The 18,816-nt window shown below is 53.1% G+C and carries 17 protein-coding genes and 1 pseudogene; 7 read left to right on the top strand and 11 right to left on the bottom strand.

Going from position 1 to position 18,816, the window contains the following annotated elements:
* Positions 1-89 precede the first annotated feature (89 nt).
* The 6 genes and pseudogenes from CRO03_RS18715 to CRO03_RS16185 form a co-directional block, all read left to right on the top strand.
* Positions 90-854: pseudogene (locus tag CRO03_RS18715) on the top strand (PAS domain-containing protein); the annotation flags it as partial.
* The gene (locus CRO03_RS18710) at positions 828-1,385 is read left to right on the top strand and encodes a methyl-accepting chemotaxis protein (protein ID WP_425427027.1); all 558 of its coding nucleotides are present in this window, start codon (positions 828-830) and stop codon (positions 1,383-1,385) included. The pseudogene CRO03_RS18715 and the gene CRO03_RS18710, both read left to right, overlap by 27 nt.
* Before the next feature lie 84 nt (positions 1,386-1,469).
* Positions 1,470-1,889, top strand: a complete 420-nt coding sequence (locus CRO03_RS16200; protein ID WP_097112682.1) for a hypothetical protein — start codon at positions 1,470-1,472, stop codon at positions 1,887-1,889.
* A gap of 112 nt (positions 1,890-2,001) precedes the next feature.
* Positions 2,002-2,439, top strand: coding sequence for an OsmC family protein (locus CRO03_RS16195; protein WP_097112681.1), 438 nt, complete (start codon positions 2,002-2,004; stop codon positions 2,437-2,439).
* Positions 2,440-2,523: 84 nt separating this feature from the next.
* A complete protein-coding gene (locus CRO03_RS16190; RefSeq protein WP_097112680.1) occupies positions 2,524-2,943 on the top strand; it encodes a hypothetical protein in 420 nt (139 codons plus the stop codon).
* A 30-nt stretch (positions 2,944-2,973) separates the two neighbouring features.
* Positions 2,974-3,831 carry a DUF6544 family protein gene (locus CRO03_RS16185; RefSeq protein WP_097112679.1) on the top strand — a complete coding sequence of 286 codons (858 nt, stop codon included), beginning with the start codon at positions 2,974-2,976 and terminating at the stop codon, positions 3,829-3,831.
* Between the two features lie 53 nt (positions 3,832-3,884).
* Here CRO03_RS16185 and CRO03_RS16180 read toward each other — a convergent pair whose 3' ends face one another.
* From CRO03_RS16180 to CRO03_RS16135, 10 genes are all read right to left on the bottom strand, one after another.
* A complete protein-coding gene (locus CRO03_RS16180; RefSeq protein ID WP_097112678.1) occupies positions 3,885-4,775 on the bottom strand; it encodes a ribose-phosphate diphosphokinase in 891 nt (296 codons plus the stop codon).
* A 3-nt stretch (positions 4,776-4,778) separates the two neighbouring features.
* Positions 4,779-6,380, bottom strand: coding sequence for a thymidine phosphorylase family protein (locus CRO03_RS16175; RefSeq protein ID WP_212682440.1), 1,602 nt, complete (start codon positions 6,378-6,380; stop codon positions 4,779-4,781).
* A 163-nt stretch (positions 6,381-6,543) separates the two neighbouring features.
* Complete coding sequence (locus CRO03_RS16170; RefSeq protein WP_097112677.1) at positions 6,544-8,607, bottom strand: S9 family peptidase; 2,064 nt, start codon at positions 8,605-8,607, stop codon at positions 6,544-6,546.
* 121 nt (positions 8,608-8,728) lie between these two features.
* Positions 8,729-9,592, bottom strand: a complete 864-nt coding sequence (locus CRO03_RS16165; protein WP_097112676.1) for an MBL fold metallo-hydrolase — start codon at positions 9,590-9,592, stop codon at positions 8,729-8,731.
* A gap of 117 nt (positions 9,593-9,709) precedes the next feature.
* Entirely contained in the window at positions 9,710-10,150 is a 441-nt protein-coding gene (locus CRO03_RS16160) for a DsrE family protein (RefSeq protein WP_097112675.1), read from the bottom strand.
* A gap of 35 nt (positions 10,151-10,185) precedes the next feature.
* Positions 10,186-10,761, bottom strand: coding sequence for a rhodanese-like domain-containing protein (locus CRO03_RS16155; RefSeq protein WP_097112674.1), 576 nt, complete (start codon positions 10,759-10,761; stop codon positions 10,186-10,188).
* 53 nt (positions 10,762-10,814) lie between these two features.
* Positions 10,815-12,545, bottom strand: a complete 1,731-nt coding sequence (locus CRO03_RS16150) for an ATP-binding cassette domain-containing protein (protein ID WP_097112673.1) — start codon at positions 12,543-12,545, stop codon at positions 10,815-10,817.
* Positions 12,535-14,259, bottom strand: coding sequence for a thiol reductant ABC exporter subunit CydD (gene cydD / locus CRO03_RS16145; RefSeq protein WP_097112724.1), 1,725 nt, complete (start codon positions 14,257-14,259; stop codon positions 12,535-12,537). The genes CRO03_RS16150 and cydD overlap by 11 nt, the downstream gene beginning before the upstream one ends.
* Positions 14,260-14,282: 23 nt before the next feature.
* Positions 14,283-15,284: a cytochrome d ubiquinol oxidase subunit II gene (gene cydB / locus CRO03_RS16140; protein WP_097112672.1), complete on the bottom strand. Its 1,002-nt coding sequence runs from the start codon at positions 15,282-15,284 to the stop codon at positions 14,283-14,285.
* Positions 15,284-16,684, bottom strand: coding sequence for a cytochrome ubiquinol oxidase subunit I (locus CRO03_RS16135; RefSeq protein ID WP_097112671.1), 1,401 nt, complete (start codon positions 16,682-16,684; stop codon positions 15,284-15,286). Before CRO03_RS16135 ends, cydB begins: the two co-directional genes overlap by 1 nt.
* A 185-nt stretch (positions 16,685-16,869) precedes the next feature.
* Between CRO03_RS16135 and CRO03_RS16130 the strand changes: the two genes are divergently transcribed.
* Positions 16,870-17,055, top strand: coding sequence for a YgaP family membrane protein (locus tag CRO03_RS16130; RefSeq protein WP_097112670.1), 186 nt, complete (start codon positions 16,870-16,872; stop codon positions 17,053-17,055).
* 69 nt (positions 17,056-17,124) lie between these two features.
* On the opposite strand, the gene CRO03_RS16125 is transcribed toward CRO03_RS16130, so the two are convergent.
* On the bottom strand, positions 17,125-18,753 hold the full coding sequence (locus CRO03_RS16125) for a methyl-accepting chemotaxis protein (protein WP_097112669.1): 1,629 nt from the start codon (positions 18,751-18,753) through the stop codon (positions 17,125-17,127).
* Positions 18,754-18,816: the final 63 nt, after the last annotated feature.

The raw sequence follows: 18,816 nt of genomic DNA, 5'->3' as shown, positions 1-18,816 counted from the left end.
ATCACGTGTACTATTTTTTATTCATAAATACTGTAGGTTAGTTTATCTGTCTTAATTATTCTTACTTTTAAGAGTTTTCTGGAGTCACTATGCTTTGGAGTAAACAAGACAATTCACAAGCTCTGGCTGCGTGTCAGCGGCAACTGGATGAAACAAATGCCGCCCTTGCCGCCATTCATGGCAATGTCGCCTATATTGAATTTACTCCAGACGGCATAGTAACTCAGGTAAACCCCTTATTTTTGCAAGCGGCCGGTTATTCGGAAAACGAAGTAATTGGTCAGCACCACCGGCTGTTTTGCGACAAAGAATATATTGCTACAGCTGACTATAAAAATTTCTGGCGCGAGCTGGCAGCAGGTAAAAGCCATAGCGGGGTGTTTGAGCGCAGAACCAAAAATGCCGAAATATTGCTGTTAGATGCTACTTATTTCCCGGTAAAAGACCCATCTGGCCACGTCACTAAAATTATTAAAATTGCCCGCGATGTGACTAAGAACCAGCAACAACTTGATCTTCAAAGTGCCATATTTGAAGCATTTGACCACACTACCGCTATGATTGAATTTACGCCGGAAGGCGTGATAGAGAACGCTAATCAACTTTTCCTGAATGCCATGGGCTACCAGAAAAACGAGATTGTTGGTAAGCACCATGAAATGTTTTGTTATCCCGATTTTTATAAACAACACCCGCGTTTCTGGCAAGAAATGGCGGCCGGCAAGTCGTTTTCGGGATTATTTGAACGTAAAAATAAGCTTGGCAAGTCAGTATGGCTGGAAGCAAGCTATAACCCGATTTTTAATAAGCAAAAGAAAGTCATAAAAATCATTAAATTAGCCTCGGATATTACTCAGCGGATTAACCATGCGTATGCTGCCGCTGATCAGGCAGCCACCACTTCAGAGCAAACCGCACAGATTACGGCACAAGCAACATCGGCACTTGAAGAAGCTGTAGAAACATCCGGCCTGATCGCCAGAGAAGTTAATGCTGCCAGTACTGTCAGTAAACAGCTGAACGAGCAATCAAATAGTATTCAGGAAATCGTCGCAACAATCAGAGCCATCGCCGACCAGACCAACTTACTGGCATTAAATGCGGCGATTGAAGCAGCCAGAGCGGGTGAGTCGGGCCGGGGTTTTGCTGTGGTAGCAGATGAAGTGCGCACTTTGGCGGCTCGGACCAGTGAAGCCACCAATAAAATAGCGACTGTTATTGAAAGTAATTCAGGCTTAATTAGCCAGATTTACCAGCAGATGAGCAAAATTCAGCAAGCATCTGAGTTAGGCCAGCAGAAAATTTCAGGCGTAAGTACTGGCCTGAATGAAGTTAAACTGGGTGTTGCCGATGTTGCGGAATTGATTTTGAAATTAAAACAGTAACCTTGGTAATTCCTGCGCTGGATCAAGCTGACGTTGCTGACTGCTGCTATAGTTAAGTCTCCTGTTATATAGCGGCAACCGCGTATGGCCCCCTACTCTAAATTTACCTTATGGCGTGACGGCAACATTATTCTGGCGAAAGCTAATGGCAGCTGGAACCGGTTTACTGCTGAAGACTATGCCAGCCAGTTTAAAGCCCTGGCCATGCCGCTGGCAGGCGAGAACTGGGCCCATATTGTCTATTTAGATAACTGGCAACTGGGCGCGCCAGACATTGAACCCGTGGTAAAAGACTTAGTAAACTGGTGTTTGCGCCACGGCCTGCGTTACACCGCTCAGGTGTATTGCCCGAGTATGATAAAGCAGTATCAGCTGAACCGGATGATAATTGACAGCACCAGCGGGTTTGAAAAGCGGGTGTATCCCAACCAGCAGGACGCCTTTGCCTGGCTGGCAAGTCTGGGTTTCAACAGCCAGTGTCAGGACCTGAGCCGCGCCGGTTAGTCACATCGCGTAATCCATAAAAATATTGATCCAGCGCAGCCATTGCAACGCGTAAAACCGTTAAGCTGCCACCTTAAATTAGTTTAACCTAATTCAATAGAGGCCAACGGTAATGAGCAATTTAAAAACAGTGTCGGTAAATGCCAGTATGGCGGAAGGCTTTGCCATTAGTGGCGAGATTGATGGCCATACAGTAATGATTGACCAACCCGTCGCAGCCAAAGGCACAGGCACCGGGCCTACCCCACTGCAAATGCTGTTGTTTGCGATTGCTGGTTGTATTGGCACCATCGGCCGGATCGCCGCTTTTCAGCAAAAAATTGATTTACGTGGCATGCAGGTAAAGGTTGAAGGCGATTACAACCCGGCCGGTTTGCTGGGCAAAGCCAGCGAAGACCGGGTAGGGTTTACCGAAATACGGATTAGCGCGGTAATTGATGCCGACTTAACCGACGAGCAGAAGCTGCAGTTTCTGGGCGAGGTATGCCAGCGCTGCCCGCTGCACGATAACTTAAGCCATACCAGTGCCGTGGTGCATAGTTTGGGGTAAACCGGGTTAAAACCAGCCAAAACTGCGCCGGGTTAACTCTGGTCTGCTACGCTGTAACTGGCTTGAACATAAAAGGCAGTTGCGATGAGATATAACCCTAAGTTTAAAATCTGGCTCGACAACAACGTATTAATCGCCATGGTAAAAGGCAGCTGGAGCCAACAGGATGCAGAAGATTTTGCCCAGGAGTTTAAAGCGGTTGTTACCCCATTGCTGGGTGATGACTGGGCTAGTGTTATGCTGTTAGATAACTGGCACTTAGGGGTGCCTGGCATTGAACCTGTTATTAAAGACCTGGTTCGATGGAAGATTGCGCGTGGCTTGCGTTATTCCGCCCATGTTTACTGGCCCAGCACGGTTAAAGAGTTTCAGCTTGATAAGATGGTGCAGGATGTAAACAGCCGCTTTGAATTGCAAAAATTTAAGCAGCCACAACAGGCTTTCGACTGGCTGGAAACGCATGGTTTTAATACTGACAACCAGCAGAAGTTAGCGGTTGATTAAGCCTTTTTTAGTGGGTTGGAACACGCTGCTATGACAGACATCATTGCTCTTATTATCAGTATTACCGCAGTGGTTTTAATACTACTGATTGCCGGTTTGCTTTGCCTGCGGTTACTTGATTACCAGACAGATAAACAAATGGTGCAAAGGCTGATAGCACAGCAACCGCAGCAGCCCGACCAGTTTGACCCGTTATTGCTGCACGGCTTGCCCGACGCCGCCAAGCGTTTTTTCCTGTTCAGCATAGCGCCGGGCACCCCGCTTTATACGGTAGCCGACATTGGCATGACCGGCCGGTTTGGGATGGGCAACAGCAGGCGGCCAGACTACCTGAACATGCAGGCCAGACAAATACTGGCGCCGCCAGACGGCTTTATCTGGCAAATGCAGGCCAGACGCAGCCTGCTTAGAATATCAGGTTCAGACAGCGCCAGCTGGACCCGGTTCTGGCTGTACGAGTTGCTGCCGGTGGCGCGCCAGGGTGCCAGCCCGGATCAGCGCCGTTCTGCTTTTGGCCGCTATGTCGCAGAGTCGCTGTTCTGGACCCCGGCCGCCGTTTTGTCCGGCACGGGTATTACATGGAGCCACCTGAGTGAAAACAGTGCCCGCCTGACAGTAAAGTATCTGGGGCTGGAGCAATCGGTAGACTTAACGGTAGCCGACAATGGCCAGCCACTGCACGTCAGCTTTATGCGCTGGAGTAATGCCAACCCGCAGCGACGCTATACGCTGCAGCCTTTTGGTGGCTATTTATCCGGCTTTCGCGACTTTGCGGGTTTCCGGCTACCGACTCATGTTGAAGCCGGTAATCACTTTGGTACCGCTGACTATTTTGCTTTTTTTGTCGCCGACATTCAGCAAATCCGCTGGCCGCGGCACCACAACTAAAACCATAGCGGCAACCTGGTGCGCAGCCTGGCTTAACGGTTGGTTAGTGACACCTAAACCAGCAGTGGCTTTAGGGCCCGGGCCAGTAAGGGTGCCATGCTAATGGCATTGCTGGAGTGAGCAATGCAATCGGTGCTCCATACTTCGCCTACCCCGGCGGCTTTAATCACACTTAAGGCATCACCGGCAAACAGAGCGTGAGTTAGCGCCACATCGACCGAGGCGGCCCCGGCCTGCAACAGCAAACTACAGGCACCGGCCAGCGTACGGCCCGAGCTGGCTACATCGTCCATCAGCACCACTTGCCGGCCATTAACGCTTATTGACGGCAGTTGAATTTGCACCTCGGTATCACCAAAGCGTTGTTTAGTGCAAACACCGTAATCACATCCAATTTGTGCCGCTGCCAGCGCTACCCATTGCTCTGATTCCGCATCGGGCCCTATCAGCAGCGGTTTGCTGCGCTCGCGGCTAATCAGCTCGGCCAGCCGGGGGGCGCCGCTTAGTGCTATTGCCTCACCCTGTGGGATGGCCTGGCTTAAGCTATCGATCCGGTGCAGATGCGGGTCGACGGTGATCACACCATCGAATAACTCTGCTAAAAACTGACCAATGATCTGCTGGCTGACAATTTCGCCGGCATTAAACGCGATATCCTGGCGCATATACGCCAGATACGGCGCCACCAGCCATAACCGTTTTACCCCAACCGTGCGGGCATGGCGGGCAAGCAGCAACAGTTCAACCAGTTTATCGTTGGGATTATTGAGGCTGCGGTACAGTACCAGTTGCTCTGGTACTGCCCCGGCAAATGGCAGGGTTAGCTTCAGCTCCTGATCCGGAAAGCGGTGCTGCTGATAAAGTGCCAGCGGCAAGCCGGCCGCATCGGCCAGGCGCTGTGCCGCGGCTTGCTCGTCCTGGCTGCAAATCAGTAATATCGACATCTGTTAATACTCAACAAATAAGGGCTGTAATGCTTCAGCCGGGCCAATAATATAACCTATGCTGCGCTCGCAGGCCTGACGGGCAAACGCCAGTTCAGTGGGGTAGGCAGCGTACACCCGGTACAGCAATTGGCCCTGGCTGACCTGGGTACCCAGCTTGGCCAACAAGTCTACCCCCGAGCCTTTGGCCCGCGGCGCACCCGCCGAGCGGGCAATCCGGGCGATTTGCAAGTTATCTATGGCTACCACGGTACCACTGACCGGCGCTTTAATCTCGAAACTGAGTGCCGACAACGGCGGCTGCTCGGGATCGAACTCTTTTTTACCCTGGGCGGCAATAATATCCTGCATTTTTGCCAGTGCCCTGCCTGAGTCGAGAATATCGCGGGCAATACCAAAACCATCACCACCGCGCACGTCAGGTGCAAATTCCAGCATGCGCCCGGCTAAACGCAGCGCCTTCTGGCGCAAGTCCATTGGCGCATTGGCATGGTTTTGCAGCACCTGCATCACGTCGCGCGCTTCCAGCGCCGGCCCTATGCCGTTACCAATCGGCTGGCGGCCGTCGGTTACCACGACGTCGATGGTAATGCCCATGCGTTTGGCGACAAATTCAAACAGTTTTCGCAGCCGCTGTGCCTCCGGCATCGAGCGCACCTTGGCGGTGGGGCCAATCGGAATATCCAGCACTAAATGGCTGGAACCGGCCGCGACTTTTTTCGACAGAATTGAGGCCACCATTTGCCCCGGTGAATCGATAGACAGCGGCCGTTCAACTGAGATCAACACATCATCGGCCGGCGATAAATCGCTGCTACCGCCCCAGGCTAAACAACCGCGATGACGGTGGACGATCTCGGTCAGTAACTCAAAGGGCATTTCCACCCGGGCCAGCAATTCCATGGTGTCGGCAGTGCCGGCCGGTGAGGTAATAGCCCGCGATGAGGTTTTCGGGCAGAGCATGCCGTGCGCCGCCACAATAGGCACCACCAGCATAGAGGTGCGGTTACCGGGAATGCCGCCAATGCAATGCTTATCGACTACCGGGTGTTCGTGCCAGTCGAGTTTGCGGCCCACTTTGCTCATGGCGTCGCTTAAAAAGAATACTTCTTCGCGGTCGAGCTCACCCTGATTACAGGCCACCACAAAGGCGGTCAGCTCAATTTTTGAATAACGGTGGCCGGCAATATCGCGGACAATACGGCTAAAATCGTCGGCGCTGAGCCGCTCACCGGCGATTTTACGGTGCAGCGCCGGAATAGAGCGGGCCGGTTCAGCCGGCGATACTGTGACCGCTTCGCCATCGGGCACCGCTAAAATAGCAAAGGCTTCTTCCGATAACCCCAGCTGCTGACAACCAACAATATTGGTGTCGTCTACCACATTCAGGCTGGCCAGGATTTTCTTGCCCCTGGCCTGCACTTCTATTTTTGCCAGCGCCTGAAAACCTTCAGCCCGGTATATTTCGCATTCGCGGTGCAGATAAGCGACATTTTCGCGGTAGGTGTCGATCCCCACCCGCTTTACCGTAAGCTGCATGCTTTTACTGCTATCTGCTTTGCTAGTGTCTGCTTTACTGGTGTCTGCTTTGCCTGACGCTGTCATACTGCTGTCTCAAAAGGCTTTTAGTTAATCTAGCCGCCAACGGCCGCTGTGCCAAGCACTTTACCGATTATCTGCTGCCGCTTTGCGACAGATCAGCTTATCCGCCGCATAAAAAAGGCGCGGTGCCAGACACCACGCCTTGTTCAGAGAATGTGCAGCAGGCTTATCTGGCCCCAGGCTCGGCAAAGCGGTTGAACCAGTCTTTTACTTCGTGGTACCAGTAAATAGAATTATTCGGCTTTAAGATCCAGTGGTTTTCGTCGGGGAAGTAAATCATCCGTGACTCGACGCCTCGGCTTTGCAGGGTACGGAACAACTCGAAGCCCTGCCCTACCGGGACCCGTAAGTCCTGCTGGCCATGAATGACCAGGGTTGGGGTAGTAAAGTTGCCGGCAGCGTAATGCGGCGAAATACTTTTATAAATTTCCGGGGTGTCCCAGAAGCTGCCAAAGCGGGTGGAATGCACCGCAAAATCGGCGGCCATTTGCGAGTACATGTTATACACCGCGGCATGAATTAACAGCGCTTTAAACGGATGCTCGGTACCCAGCAATATTGAGGTTAGATAGCCGCCATAGCTGGCACCACCGGCGACCATCCGTTCGGTGTCAATCCAGCTCTGGTTTTCAAACCAGTTAGTCGCGGCCTGAATATCGGCCAGCGGCTTGGTGCGCCAGTCAGGATTAATGGCGTCGGCAAAGTCCTGGCCAAAGCCACTGGAGCCGTGAAAGTTGGGCCAGGCGGTGACATAACCCCAGGAGGCAAAGGTTTGCGAGTTCCAGCGATAGCTGAAGCTGTCGGTAAAGGCATTGTGCGGCCCGCCATGAATAAGCATTAACAACGGGTATTTTTTGCTGCTATCGAAGCCCGGCGGGTAATGCACCCACATCTGAATATCTTTGCCATCGGCACCTTTATAATTTACTGACTCAAAGGTTCCCAGCTCTACCTGGCTCAGAATGTCGTCGTTAAAACTGTCAAGCCGGCGGGTATTGCCGTTGCGTGGGTCTACTTTTACCAGCCGCGCCGGATATAAAAAACTGTCGTTGGTGGCGAACAGGCTGTTGCCGGCCTGCACCGGCTGGCCAAAACTGGTCGCTTTAGTAATGGCACGCGGCTTACCACTGCGGGCGTCGATATGGTACAAGCGGCGGGTAGCCGCATCGTCGATGCTGGCGTAAAAACCGCGGCCATCATTGGCCCAGCGAAAACTACTGACTGAGCGATCCCAGTCACTGGTAACGACCCGGCTGCTTTGCTTTGCGATGTCGTAGATCACTAAGCGGGCGGTATCGGCATAAAAACCATGGATCAGCTGGCGGCTAAAGGCCAGGCTTTTGCCGTCGGGGCTGAATTGCGGGTTACTGTCCGGCGCCTGATTGTCTTTGGTCAGGTTTTCGACGGTTTGCTGTTCCAGATTAGCGCTGCCCAGCTGGCTTAAGAAAATATCAATTTTGGCATCGACCTGGTTATCCCAGCCATTGGCATTAAATGCCAGGTATTGCTCTTTGCTGTCCACGTCATAGCTGGAGGCACTTTGATTAGCGCGCGGCAGCTGCTGACCCAGCGGCTGGGTTAGCGGTTGGATATCACCACTGTTTGTTGCAGAAGCAGTAGCGGCAATCCGGAACAGATGCGCCTGGCGGTTTTCATCCAGATAGCGGTCGAAAGACGAGTATGGCAGCGCATTCCACTGCATAGCCGACAGTTTTTTGTCTTTATCGGCCTTCAGCTGGGCGCTCATCTCATCCCAGCTTTTATCAGGCCATACCCGGCTGATAAAATACAGATGTTTGCCCCGCCACTTCAGGCCAGACACCCCGGTAGGGACTTCGCTCAGGCGCTGCGCTTCACCTGGCTTATCCATGGCCAGCAGGTATATCTGACCGGCTTCGTCTTTATCGCGCTGGCTGATAAAGGCCAGGGTTTTACCATCGGGTGAAAACACCGGCTCACTGGCCCGCAGGCCGTCCGCAGTTAACGGCCGCTGCTGTTTGCCATCGGCACTGAACAACCATAAACGGGTTTGCGCCTTGTCTTCTTTTACATCGTAACGGGTGACCGGTGCCACGATATAGTTGCCATCGTCTGACACCACAGGCGAGCCAATGCGCTGCATCTGCCATAAGCGCTCGACGCTAAGGCGGGTATCGTCGTTGTTGTTTTCACTGGCCAATAGCATGCCTGGCAGCAGGCACAGCACCAGCATTAAATACACTGTTCTCATCGAAGAGACTCCTTGGGGGTTATCAGGGTGTTGACGTTTGCTGGTAATAAAAATAGCACAGCCAGTAAAATACTGGCTGTTGTTAGCGAAGAACAGGGGAATTTCAGCGACAGATTAACCGTTACAACAGGTTGATCGGGACTTTTAAGTAGGTCGCGCCATTGTCTTCCGCTGGCGGTAGCTGGCCAGCCCGGATATTCACCTGTACCGATGGCAAAATTAACCGTGGCATGGCCAGGGTGGCGTCACGTGCTTCGCGGCGCTTAACAAAATCAGCTTTACTGACCCCGCCACCAACATGAATATTATGCTGCTTTTGCTTGCCAACACTGGTCAGGTATTCATGCTGTCGTCCCTCTGGTGGGTAGTCATGGCAGATATACATTTCAGTATTATCGGGCAGCGCCAGCAGTTTCTGAATAGAGTCGAATAACGTTTCGGCACTGCCACCGGGGAAATCACAGCGGGCGGTGCCAACATCCGGCATAAACAGGGTGTCGCCCACAAAGGCAGCCTGCTCGTTAATAATGTAAGCCAGATCGGCCGGGGTATGGCCCGGCAGGTGCAGCGCCCGGATAGTCATTTCGCCTACCTGCAGGGTGTCGCCATCGGCAAACAAATGGTCGAACTGCGAGCCATTGGGCAGAAATTCTTTTTCCAGGTTAAACACGTCTTTAAAAATGGTCTGTACCTGGGTAATTTCAGCACCAATAGCCACCTTTGCCCCCAGCTTACTGCGTAAAAACGGCGCCGCTGATAAATGATCAGCATGGGCGTGGGTTTCCAGCAGCCATTCCACCTGCAAATTGTGCTGCTTAACATACGCCAGTATTTGCTCTGCACTGTCAGTACTGGTGCGGCCGGCTTTGTAGTCAAAGTCCAGCACCGGATCAATGATCACCGCTTTGCTGGTAGCGTTATCGGTAACCACATAACTGAAGGTTTCACTGTCGTTATCTAAAAATGCCTTTACCTGATAGCTCATAATGGTTGCTCCCCAAATGTGTTACTAAATCACCTAAAAATAAGTGTATACTAATATAGTATAAGCTTATAACGATTTGAAATAACTTTAACTGATTAAGTTCATCAATAAAACCACTTAAAAGCTGAAAACCTTTACCTCAGGCGATAACATCAGGCCGGCAATATCATCAGGCCGCGCCGCGCTGATACCTTCGGCCAGGCTGGTTGCCGGCAGCCCTTTATTGGGCAGATACAAGGCACAGACCTGCACCTTAGCACCGCCCTGGCGCAACTTGGCCAGTAACTGCGCCGGTGTGGCGTTCATCGGTTTTAACAGCTCACCAGACGGCTGTTGCAATGCCAGATCGGCGGCACTGTCACACAACAACACCGACACTTTGGCGCCCTGCTGTTGCATCTGACCGGCCAGCACCATCGCCATGCCCTGAGTCTGTGCTGAGCCGCTGGCCAGATTAATCAGCACCTGTTGTTCCGCCTGCGCCGCTGCGCTATAGGTTGCCCCCAGGCTGACCAAAACAACAGCCAGTTTTTTAATGCCAGTTAAACGATTAAGCATAGTGATTCACTCCGGTTGATAACAAAATTTTAAGGTTAGTTAGCAGGGGCTTGCCAGGCCACGGCGGCCGGCACCCGGTAACTCCAGGGCAGGCCGGAGTTGCGCCAGCCATCTACTGCCCGTACGCCTTGCGACGGCCCTTGTTTCAGGGTGTTACCTTCAAAGCCGTCAGTGACAGACCAGACATTGCTGTAACCATATTCGGCTAATCGGTCGACAGCCGGCGCACTGCGGGTGGCACCGCTGCGGCACATGATGATAATGGGGGTATTTTTACCGGCGCCCAGGGCGGCCAGGCGGCTAAGCAGCTGCTGGTCAAAATCCGGGTTCGGCCGCATTGGCCAGCTTTGGCTTTGCTCACTCCAGTTCCCGGTATCGGTAAGCTGCCAGGGCACATGAATTTTGGTCGGGGTGGCAAAACCGGTGAATTTAATTTCGACCGGGTCGCGCACATCGACCAGAATGGCATCGGGCTGTTGCTGCAGCATCTGGTAGGCTTCAACTGCGTTAACATAGAGCCCTAATTTACTTTTGGTTAAATCCTGCGCCCACGCTGTGATGCCAGTAAAGCAACTGGCTGCCAGTAAACCGGCCATCAATAGTTTCTTCATAGTGGCACTCCTTCTCTAATTTAGCGATATCAGCTTTTAGCCAGGCCAGGCTCTTAAAGTGTTAGCTGCTGCCACTGCCGGCTGCTGAGAAAAGCCGGGGCCTGGTGCAATAACACTAAAACAAATTTACCGGCCAGCCACGGCTGGATATTGGCCCATAGACGCGCTGCCATGGCGTCATCGAGGCCATTAAAAGGTTCGTCCAGCACCACCAGTTGTGGTGAGCGCAATAATAACCGGGCCAGACACAGCCGTCTGGCCTGGCCGCCCGACAGCTGCTGGCCGGTGTCGCCCAGCCAGCTATCCAGGCCCTGTGGTAAACCCAGGGCCCAGTCAGCCAGTTCAACCTGTGCCAGTACCTGCCACAGCCGCGCATCGCTGATATCAGCCAGCCCCAGGGTTAAATTGGCATACAGGCTGTCGGCCAGTACACTATTCTGTTGGCTAAGGCAGACACTATGTTGCTGCATGGCTGACTCAGCCGCTGCCGTTACCTGCTGCTGATCGATACTGTAGTGACAACGGGCGCCAGCGCTTGCCGCCTCTGCCAGGGTTTCGGCCAGCAGCAAGCCGGCCAGGGTCGATTTACCACTTCCCGAGCGGCCACTAACCAGCCACCAGGGTTGCTCAGTGCTGAAATCCAGTTGCAATGGCACGGCCTGACTGGCCGGCAGCCGGGGATGTGCCGCCACTGTTAATTGCAGATGATGCCAGGGCGTTGCGGGCAAAGCCACGGGCGCAGCAACGGCTGGTAGCTGCTGCGCCAGCGGATAAAGCCGGCCGGCGGCAAACCGGGTTTTACCCAGCTGGCTTAGCTGGCCGGGCAGTAACTGCAATAATTCGCCCAGGGCAAATACCGCCAGCACCAGCATCACGGCGACCGGCGCATTTAGCAAACCCGCGTTAAAGCCCGCTAAAGCCAGCAATGCTGCCAATACCACCTGCACACTGTGCAGAGCATTCACCGCCAGCTGGGCATTAGCCTGCTGGCGGGCGATCTGCTGCTGCAGCTGGCCAAGTGTGTGGCTGAACTGCAGCAATGCCTGCTGCTGATGCGCCTGCAAGCGGGCCGCGGTTAACTCAGGCAGCCCCTGCAAATAGTTAATGACCGCAAGCCTGGCCTGATTAAACTCTGCCGCCAGTTGCTGACTAAGCGGCTGCTGATAGCGGATTAACAAGCTAAAGATAATGCCACAGCCGACCAGGCATAACAGCAGCAATAACAAGGCCGCCGGCCCGGACCAGATACTGATCACGGCGCTTAGCAGCAGTAAGCTCAGTAGCGCGGACAGCGGCGGTAACAGCAAGCGCAATAGCAGGTTATCCAGGCTTTCCAGATCTGCTGTCAGCCGGCTGAGCCAGTCGGCATTGGTTTGCCGGGCCATTGCCGTCGGGCTGAGGCTGGCCAGCCCCTGAAACAACTGCTGGCGCACCAGTGCCAGTTGCCGCAGCACTGAATCGTGATTGTACAGCCGCTCCAGATACCGGCTGACGGTGCGGCCCAGCGCGAAAAAGCGGATACCACTGCCGGGCAAATACACATCCAGCGCCAGCATCGCCCCTGCCGCGACACTGATCCCGGCCAGCGCGGTCGCGGTAATAAACCAGCCCGACAAGCCCAGCAATGCCAGGCCAAAAGCAGCCGTGGCAAAGGCCAGCAGTGCACCGATGCCTATGCGCCGGCGCTGCTGCCATAGCAGTTTTTTACTCCAGAAGGCCAGCGCACCAGCTTTGGTCTGACGCTTGGCAGTGGCTGAATTGTTGGTTACGACTTCAGGCTTCATGCTGCACCTGCTCTAATGCTGGCGCTGCAGTTAATCCGGGCGTGGCGTCTTTGGTTGCAGCAGTAAGCTGCCAATGTTGATCAGCCAGCGCCTGCAGCGCCGGATCGTGGCTGACGATAATCAGCATGGTTTTCGGCTTTAGCTGGCGCAGCACATTAATGACAATATCCCGGCTCTGGTTATCTAAGCTGGCAGTAGGTTCATCCAGCAATACCACCGCCGTTGGTGCTAATAACACTCTGGCCAGTTGCACCCGTTGCAGCTGGCCACCGGATAGCCCCTGGCCCTGCTCGCCTATCTGGCGGTATAAACCGCTTTCTGCTACCAGCTCAGCCAGGCCAAGCTCACTGAGCACCTGGCGCATTTGCGGCTCTGTTGCCTCCGGCGCCAGCAAGCGCAGGTTATCAGCCCAGCTGCCGGCAATCAGCCACGGCTGCTGTGGCAGGTAAGCCATAACCTGAGTCGCCAGCGGCTGCTGGTTTAAGCGGGCACTGCCGCTGCAGGCAGGCAACAGGCCTGCCAGCGTCTGCAAAATAGTGGTTTTACCCAGCCCCGAGCTGCCACTGATCAGTAAACACTGGCCGGTGTGCAGCCTGGCGTTTAAACCGGCCTGCAGCCGGGCCGCCCCCGGATAGCCAACGGCTAGCTGACTAATCAGCAGTTGCTGAACAACTGGTGCTGCCGGTGTTGTGGTGGTTGCCGTATCTGCTGCAGCAGGTTGAAAGTCACTGCGGCTAAGCAGTGGCGCTAACTGGTTAGCCGCGGCCAGCGCAGATGCTTTGTCATGATAAAACTGGGCAAAACTGCGCAGCGGCTGAAAAAATTCCGGCGCCAGCAACAGAATAAATAAGCCGGAAAACAAGGTTAGCCCCGCCGCCGGGCCCCAGTTAATTGCCCCTAACAAACCAAAGCCGATATACAGCGCAACACTGGCAATGGCCACGCTGCTGAAAAACTCCAGCACCGCTGAGGATAAAAACGCCACTTTAAGGGTGCGCATCACCACCTGGCGGTACTGATCACTGCGGCTGGCCACTTCAGCCCGGCTGGCGGCCACAGCCTGCAGCCGTTTAATGGTGGCAAGCTGGCGAATCCGGTCTAAAAAATGGCCGGCCAGACGCTGGCGCAATAAGAAATGCCGCTGATTAAGCTGTTCAGCCCCCATGCCAACCAGTGCCATAAACAACGGGATCAACGGCGCACTGCATAGCAACAGCAAGCCGGCCAGCCAATCGGTATAAAGTACCGCCAGCAGGATCAGCAACGGCGCCAGCACCGTTAAATATTGCTGTGGCCAGTAACGGGCTAAGTAGCCATCGAAGGCGTCAACATCTTCTAGCCACTGGCTGGCCAGTGCGGCAGGTGATTGCTGTGCCAGCTGATACACCGGACGATGCTGCCAGCTTTGCAGCAAGGCCCGGCGCAGCGCCTGACGGCCAGTGGTGCTGGCATTGCTGGCCAGTACCTCCTGGGCGCGCAGCAACCCCAAGCGCAGTAACATCACGGCCACTAACGCCGCCAGCAGCACAGGCGATAGCGTTAAACCCGGTGTGGCCAGCAGCCCCTGAAACAGCAAGGTACACAGCAAATACCACTGCGCAATTAAGCATGCTGTCGCCAGGGCACCGCAGGCTACGGCCAGCCGCAGCCTGTGCTGTTGCTGCTGGCTGAGAAAGCGCAGCAGCTCTGGCCCACTGCTGAATTCAGCAGCCATAGCGGCCATACCAGGCATAACAGTTAATGATAACCACCTGCTTTAACCTTGCCTCTGAAAATCCAGTAAGTCCAGGCGGTATAGGCCAGCACTATTGGTATCACAAACAGGAAGCCCAGCAGCAGGAATAACTGCGATTCAAATGCTGATGCGGCATCGTACAGCGTGTAATTTGGCGGCACCATATAAGGCCATTTGCTGGCTAACAAACCTAAGTAAGTAAACAGAAACAAACCCATGGTGGCGACAAACGGCATGCCTTCCTGGCCTTTTCGCAAGGATTTGAAAATAGTGAAAGCACAATACAACGCCAGCACCGGCAATAACCAGATGGCACTGAAGCCGCTGAACCAGCGTTCTTTGACATAGGGGTCAACAAAGGGGGTGTAGACACTGATAATGGCAAACACCACCAGCACCATTAACAATAAACGTGGCGCCAGCTTGTATGCCCACTGCTGCACTTCACCTTCTGATTTCATAATCAGCCAGGTGGCGCCTAACAGCGCGTAACCGGCTACCAGCCCCAGCCCGGTGATCACGGTAAACGGGGTTAACCAGTCCAGCGCCCCACCAACATAACGGAAGTTCTCGGTCTCAAAGCCCTGAATGTAAGCACCAACAACGGCGCCCTGGGCAAAAGCAGCCACAGTCGAGCCGCCGGCAAAGGCCCAGTTCCACAGGTACTTTGAGGTTTTCGCTTTAAAGCGAAACTCAAACGCGACACCGCGGAAAATCAAGCCCGCCAGCAGTAAAAACACCCCGATGTACAAGGCCGGTAAAAACACTGAGTACACCAGCGGGAAGGCCGCCAGCAGGCCGGCACCACCGAGCACCAACCAGGTTTCATTGCCGTCCCATACCGGCGCGACCGAATTCATCATGACATCGCGGTGATGCTCGTCCGGGGCAAACGGGAACAAGATGCCCTGGCCCAAATCGAAACCATCCATTAGCACATACATCATTACCCCAAAGGCAATAATACCGGCCCAGATTAACGTTAAATCAAATGGCTGTTCCATTAGTTGTCTCCCTCTTCCAGGCTGGCATGGGCGGCAGAAAAAGGCCGCTTCGGACGTTCAAACTCTTGCTGCTCGTGCGGTCGGTTGGCTTTTTCAATACCACCGCGAAATACTTTCAGCAGGTAATACACCCCGGCACTGAATACCAGCGCATATACCACGATGTAGCCAATCAGGGTAAACAACGCCATACCGCCGGTCAGGGACGGCGTTAAGCCCTCGGCGTGGGTCATCTGCTCGTAAATTAACCAGGGCGCCCGGCCTGATTCTGTTACCACCCATCCTGCCAGCACCGCAATAAAGGGGCTTAAGCTCATCAGGCGCAGGCCTTGTAAAAAGCTGCGGCTATGCTGATATTTGCCTTTGTAACGCAACAGCAAGCCCCAGATAGCAAACACCACCATTAATAGCCCCATGGCTACCATAATGCGGAACGACCAGAACACAATAAACACCGGCGGTTGCATCTCTGGCGCCACTTCGTTTAAGCCCGGCACTTCGCCGTCCCAGTCGTGGGTTAGCACATAGCTGGCCAGCTTTGGTACTGACAGTTCAAAATGATTGGTTTGCGCCTGCTGATCCGGAATAGCAAACAGGATAAGTGGCACACCAGTACCTGTTTCCCAGTTACCTTCCATTGCCGCTACTTTCATCGGCTGATGTTTTAAGGTATTTAAACCGTGAAAATCACCGACGACCACCTGCAACGGCGCCAGAATTAACAACATCCACAGCGCAATCGACAAGGCTTTGCGGTTAGTGGCGAATTCACGTTTTTGCAGGATAAACCAGGCACTTACCCCGGCAACTACCAGGGCTGCCGTTAAAAATGATGCCAGCGCCATATGAATAAAGCGGTAGGCAAACGACGCGGTAAACAGCGCATCGGCCCATGACACCACATGATACATGCCGTTACGCAACTCCAGGCCATCCGGGGTTTGCATTAACGAGTTAGCCGACAAAATCCAGAAGGAGGAAATAAAGGTACCCAGCGCCACCATAATGGCAGCAAATAAGTGCACACCCTGCGGCACTTTATCGCGGCCAAACAGCAGCACTCCTAAAAATGCCGCTTCCAGGAAAAACGCCGTTACCACTTCATAACTGAGTACCGGCCCCAGGAAGTTAGCGGTTGCATAAGAAAAGTTACTCCAGTTAGTACCAAACTGGAATGACATTACGATGCCCGATACCACGCCCATACCGAATACCACGGCAAACACCTGGATCCAGAATTTCGATAATTTTTGCCATAAAGGGTTACCGGTTTTAAACGACAGCGCCTCCAGCACAGCAATAAAGCTGGCCAGGCCAATGGTAAAAACCGGAAAAATGGCGTGAAAACACACCACAAACGCAAACTGAATGCGTGAGAGCAATAGCGGGTCGAGTTCCATATCTACTCCTGAATAAAGCAATAACCAATAATTGGTAGTGATAGTATAACAATAGTAATTTATAATTTTCTTATATAACAATGCGACATATTGACGCAGATCAGCTTTAGTACCAATTGCATAGTCGCTATTAAGCGTAAGCCCGACTATCCTCAATAAGGAGTAACTAATTTATAGGGTAGCATATGAAAAAAAATGTTGGTGGGATCGATAAAGTGGTGCGGATTATTGCCGGCGTAGTGTTAATTGCCCTGGCAGCAACCGGTACTGTTGGTTTATGGGGCTGGATAGGCGTAGTGCCTTTGCTGACAGGCTTATTTAACTTTTGCCCGCTGTATAGCGTGCTGGGGATGAAGACCTGTAAAATATAAGCGCAATATGTTGATTGCTCAGGGTCCGGCTAAGTGGCCGGCCCTGAGTAACGGTTTTAGCATAAAAAATTAACTGATCCGAAAACGACGGCTTTCATCACGTAATTGCTCAGCCATTCGCTCTAACTCAGCTGATGTGGCGTCGGCTTCCTGTGAACGCTGCTTGGTTTCTACGGTTAAACTGTTTACCCGCAACAGATTCTGGTCCATTTCTTTCACTACGCTACTTTGCTCTTCAGTGGCACTGGCAATTTGCAGCGTCATATCACTGATTGTACTTACCGATTGCATAATATCGGTTAGCGCCTCGCCGGCCTCATCTGCCATCGCCACACCCCGCTTCGCTTTGTCGACGCCAGCATCCATGGTTTTTACCGCATTTGCCGCACTTTGCTGCAGTCGATCAATCAGATTTTTGATCTCAGTAGTAGAGGTTTGTGTTCTGGCAGCAAGGGTACGCACTTCATCTGCTACCACGGCAAAACCCCGCCCCTGCTCACCGGCTCTGGCCGCTTCTATTGCAGCATTGAGTGCCAGTAAGTTTGTTTGCTCGGCAATAGCCTGAATAGTGTCCAGGATGGCACCAATATTCTGGCTTTCCTGCTGGACGGTCTGAATAGTACCGGAAGCATTATCCACCTCTCTGGCAATCTCGTTAATGGCATTTATAACCGAACGCACTTTCAATTGTCCTTGCTGGGCATACTGCTCAGACTGTCCGGTCGCATCTGAGGTATTCTGGGCATGCCTGGCGACCTCTGCAATTGTCGCCGCCATTTCATTCATTGCTGTCGCCAGTTGCTCTATTTCTGCCGCCTGGCGTTGCAAATCAATATCGGTACGGCTGGTGATATCGGATACCCGCGCCGAGCTCTCCGCCACTTTGTCTGATTTATCCAGCAAATTCCGGATCAGGTTATGTAGTTGCTGTTGCATGGTATTAAAGGCAGATGACGCTAACCCGACCTCGTCGGTGCTGTTTACGGTTAATGGAGGCTGTGCAAGGTTACCAGCAGCAATCTGCTCCGCATGCTGCGTAAGTGCTTTCATTGGCAATGACACAACCCGGCGCAACCACAAACCGGATAAAATTGCAGCAATGATTGTCAGCACCATCGCCGCCCAGACCAGGCGCATAGCATTACGATCTGTCACTTCGGCTCTGGCGATGATGGCATTGCGCTCTTGTTGAAAAATAGCATGCACTGTCTGCAAAGACTGTTGCACCTTGCCAAGGGCCGGCAATGTATCCTGCTGATAAACACTGAAACGTTGCGCGTCCTGGCCAGCGCTTATTTGCCGGGCACTCTGGTGCAGTTGCTGATGAGGTAAGGCGATAGCATCCAGTGCCTGGCGCAGCTCAGTGCTGCCGTTTTTATAGGTGTCAGACAGCATAAAATCATCATACCAGCGGCCAAATGCACATTGATGGGGATCTAGCTGACCCGGAAAAGGCTGGTTCAGCAATAAACTGTTGGCCAGCTGATTAACCCACACTAAATGATCAATTTCTTTTTCCAGCTGCAACACCGCCAGGTTTCTTTTTGCTGCCGCGGCAGCCCTGGCATCGTTCATTGCCAGCTGCGCCAGCTGCACAACAACGGCCACCACCAGCATCAGCACGCTTAATACGCCGAAGCTGATAAAAAGCTTTTTGCCAACAGATAAAGAGGAGTTTGCCGCTCGTATATTGACCATAACTATTCCTGAATCAGCGTTATCAGATACTTTTAACCCTGCATATTAGCAAAATTTCATATT

This window comes from Arsukibacterium tuosuense, from assembly GCF_900215315.1.
GTDB lineage: Bacteria > Pseudomonadota > Gammaproteobacteria > Enterobacterales > Alteromonadaceae > Alishewanella > Alishewanella tuosuense.
Note: the sequence above shows the minus strand (reverse complement) of the source record. Positions and strands in the feature narration are given on the sequence as shown.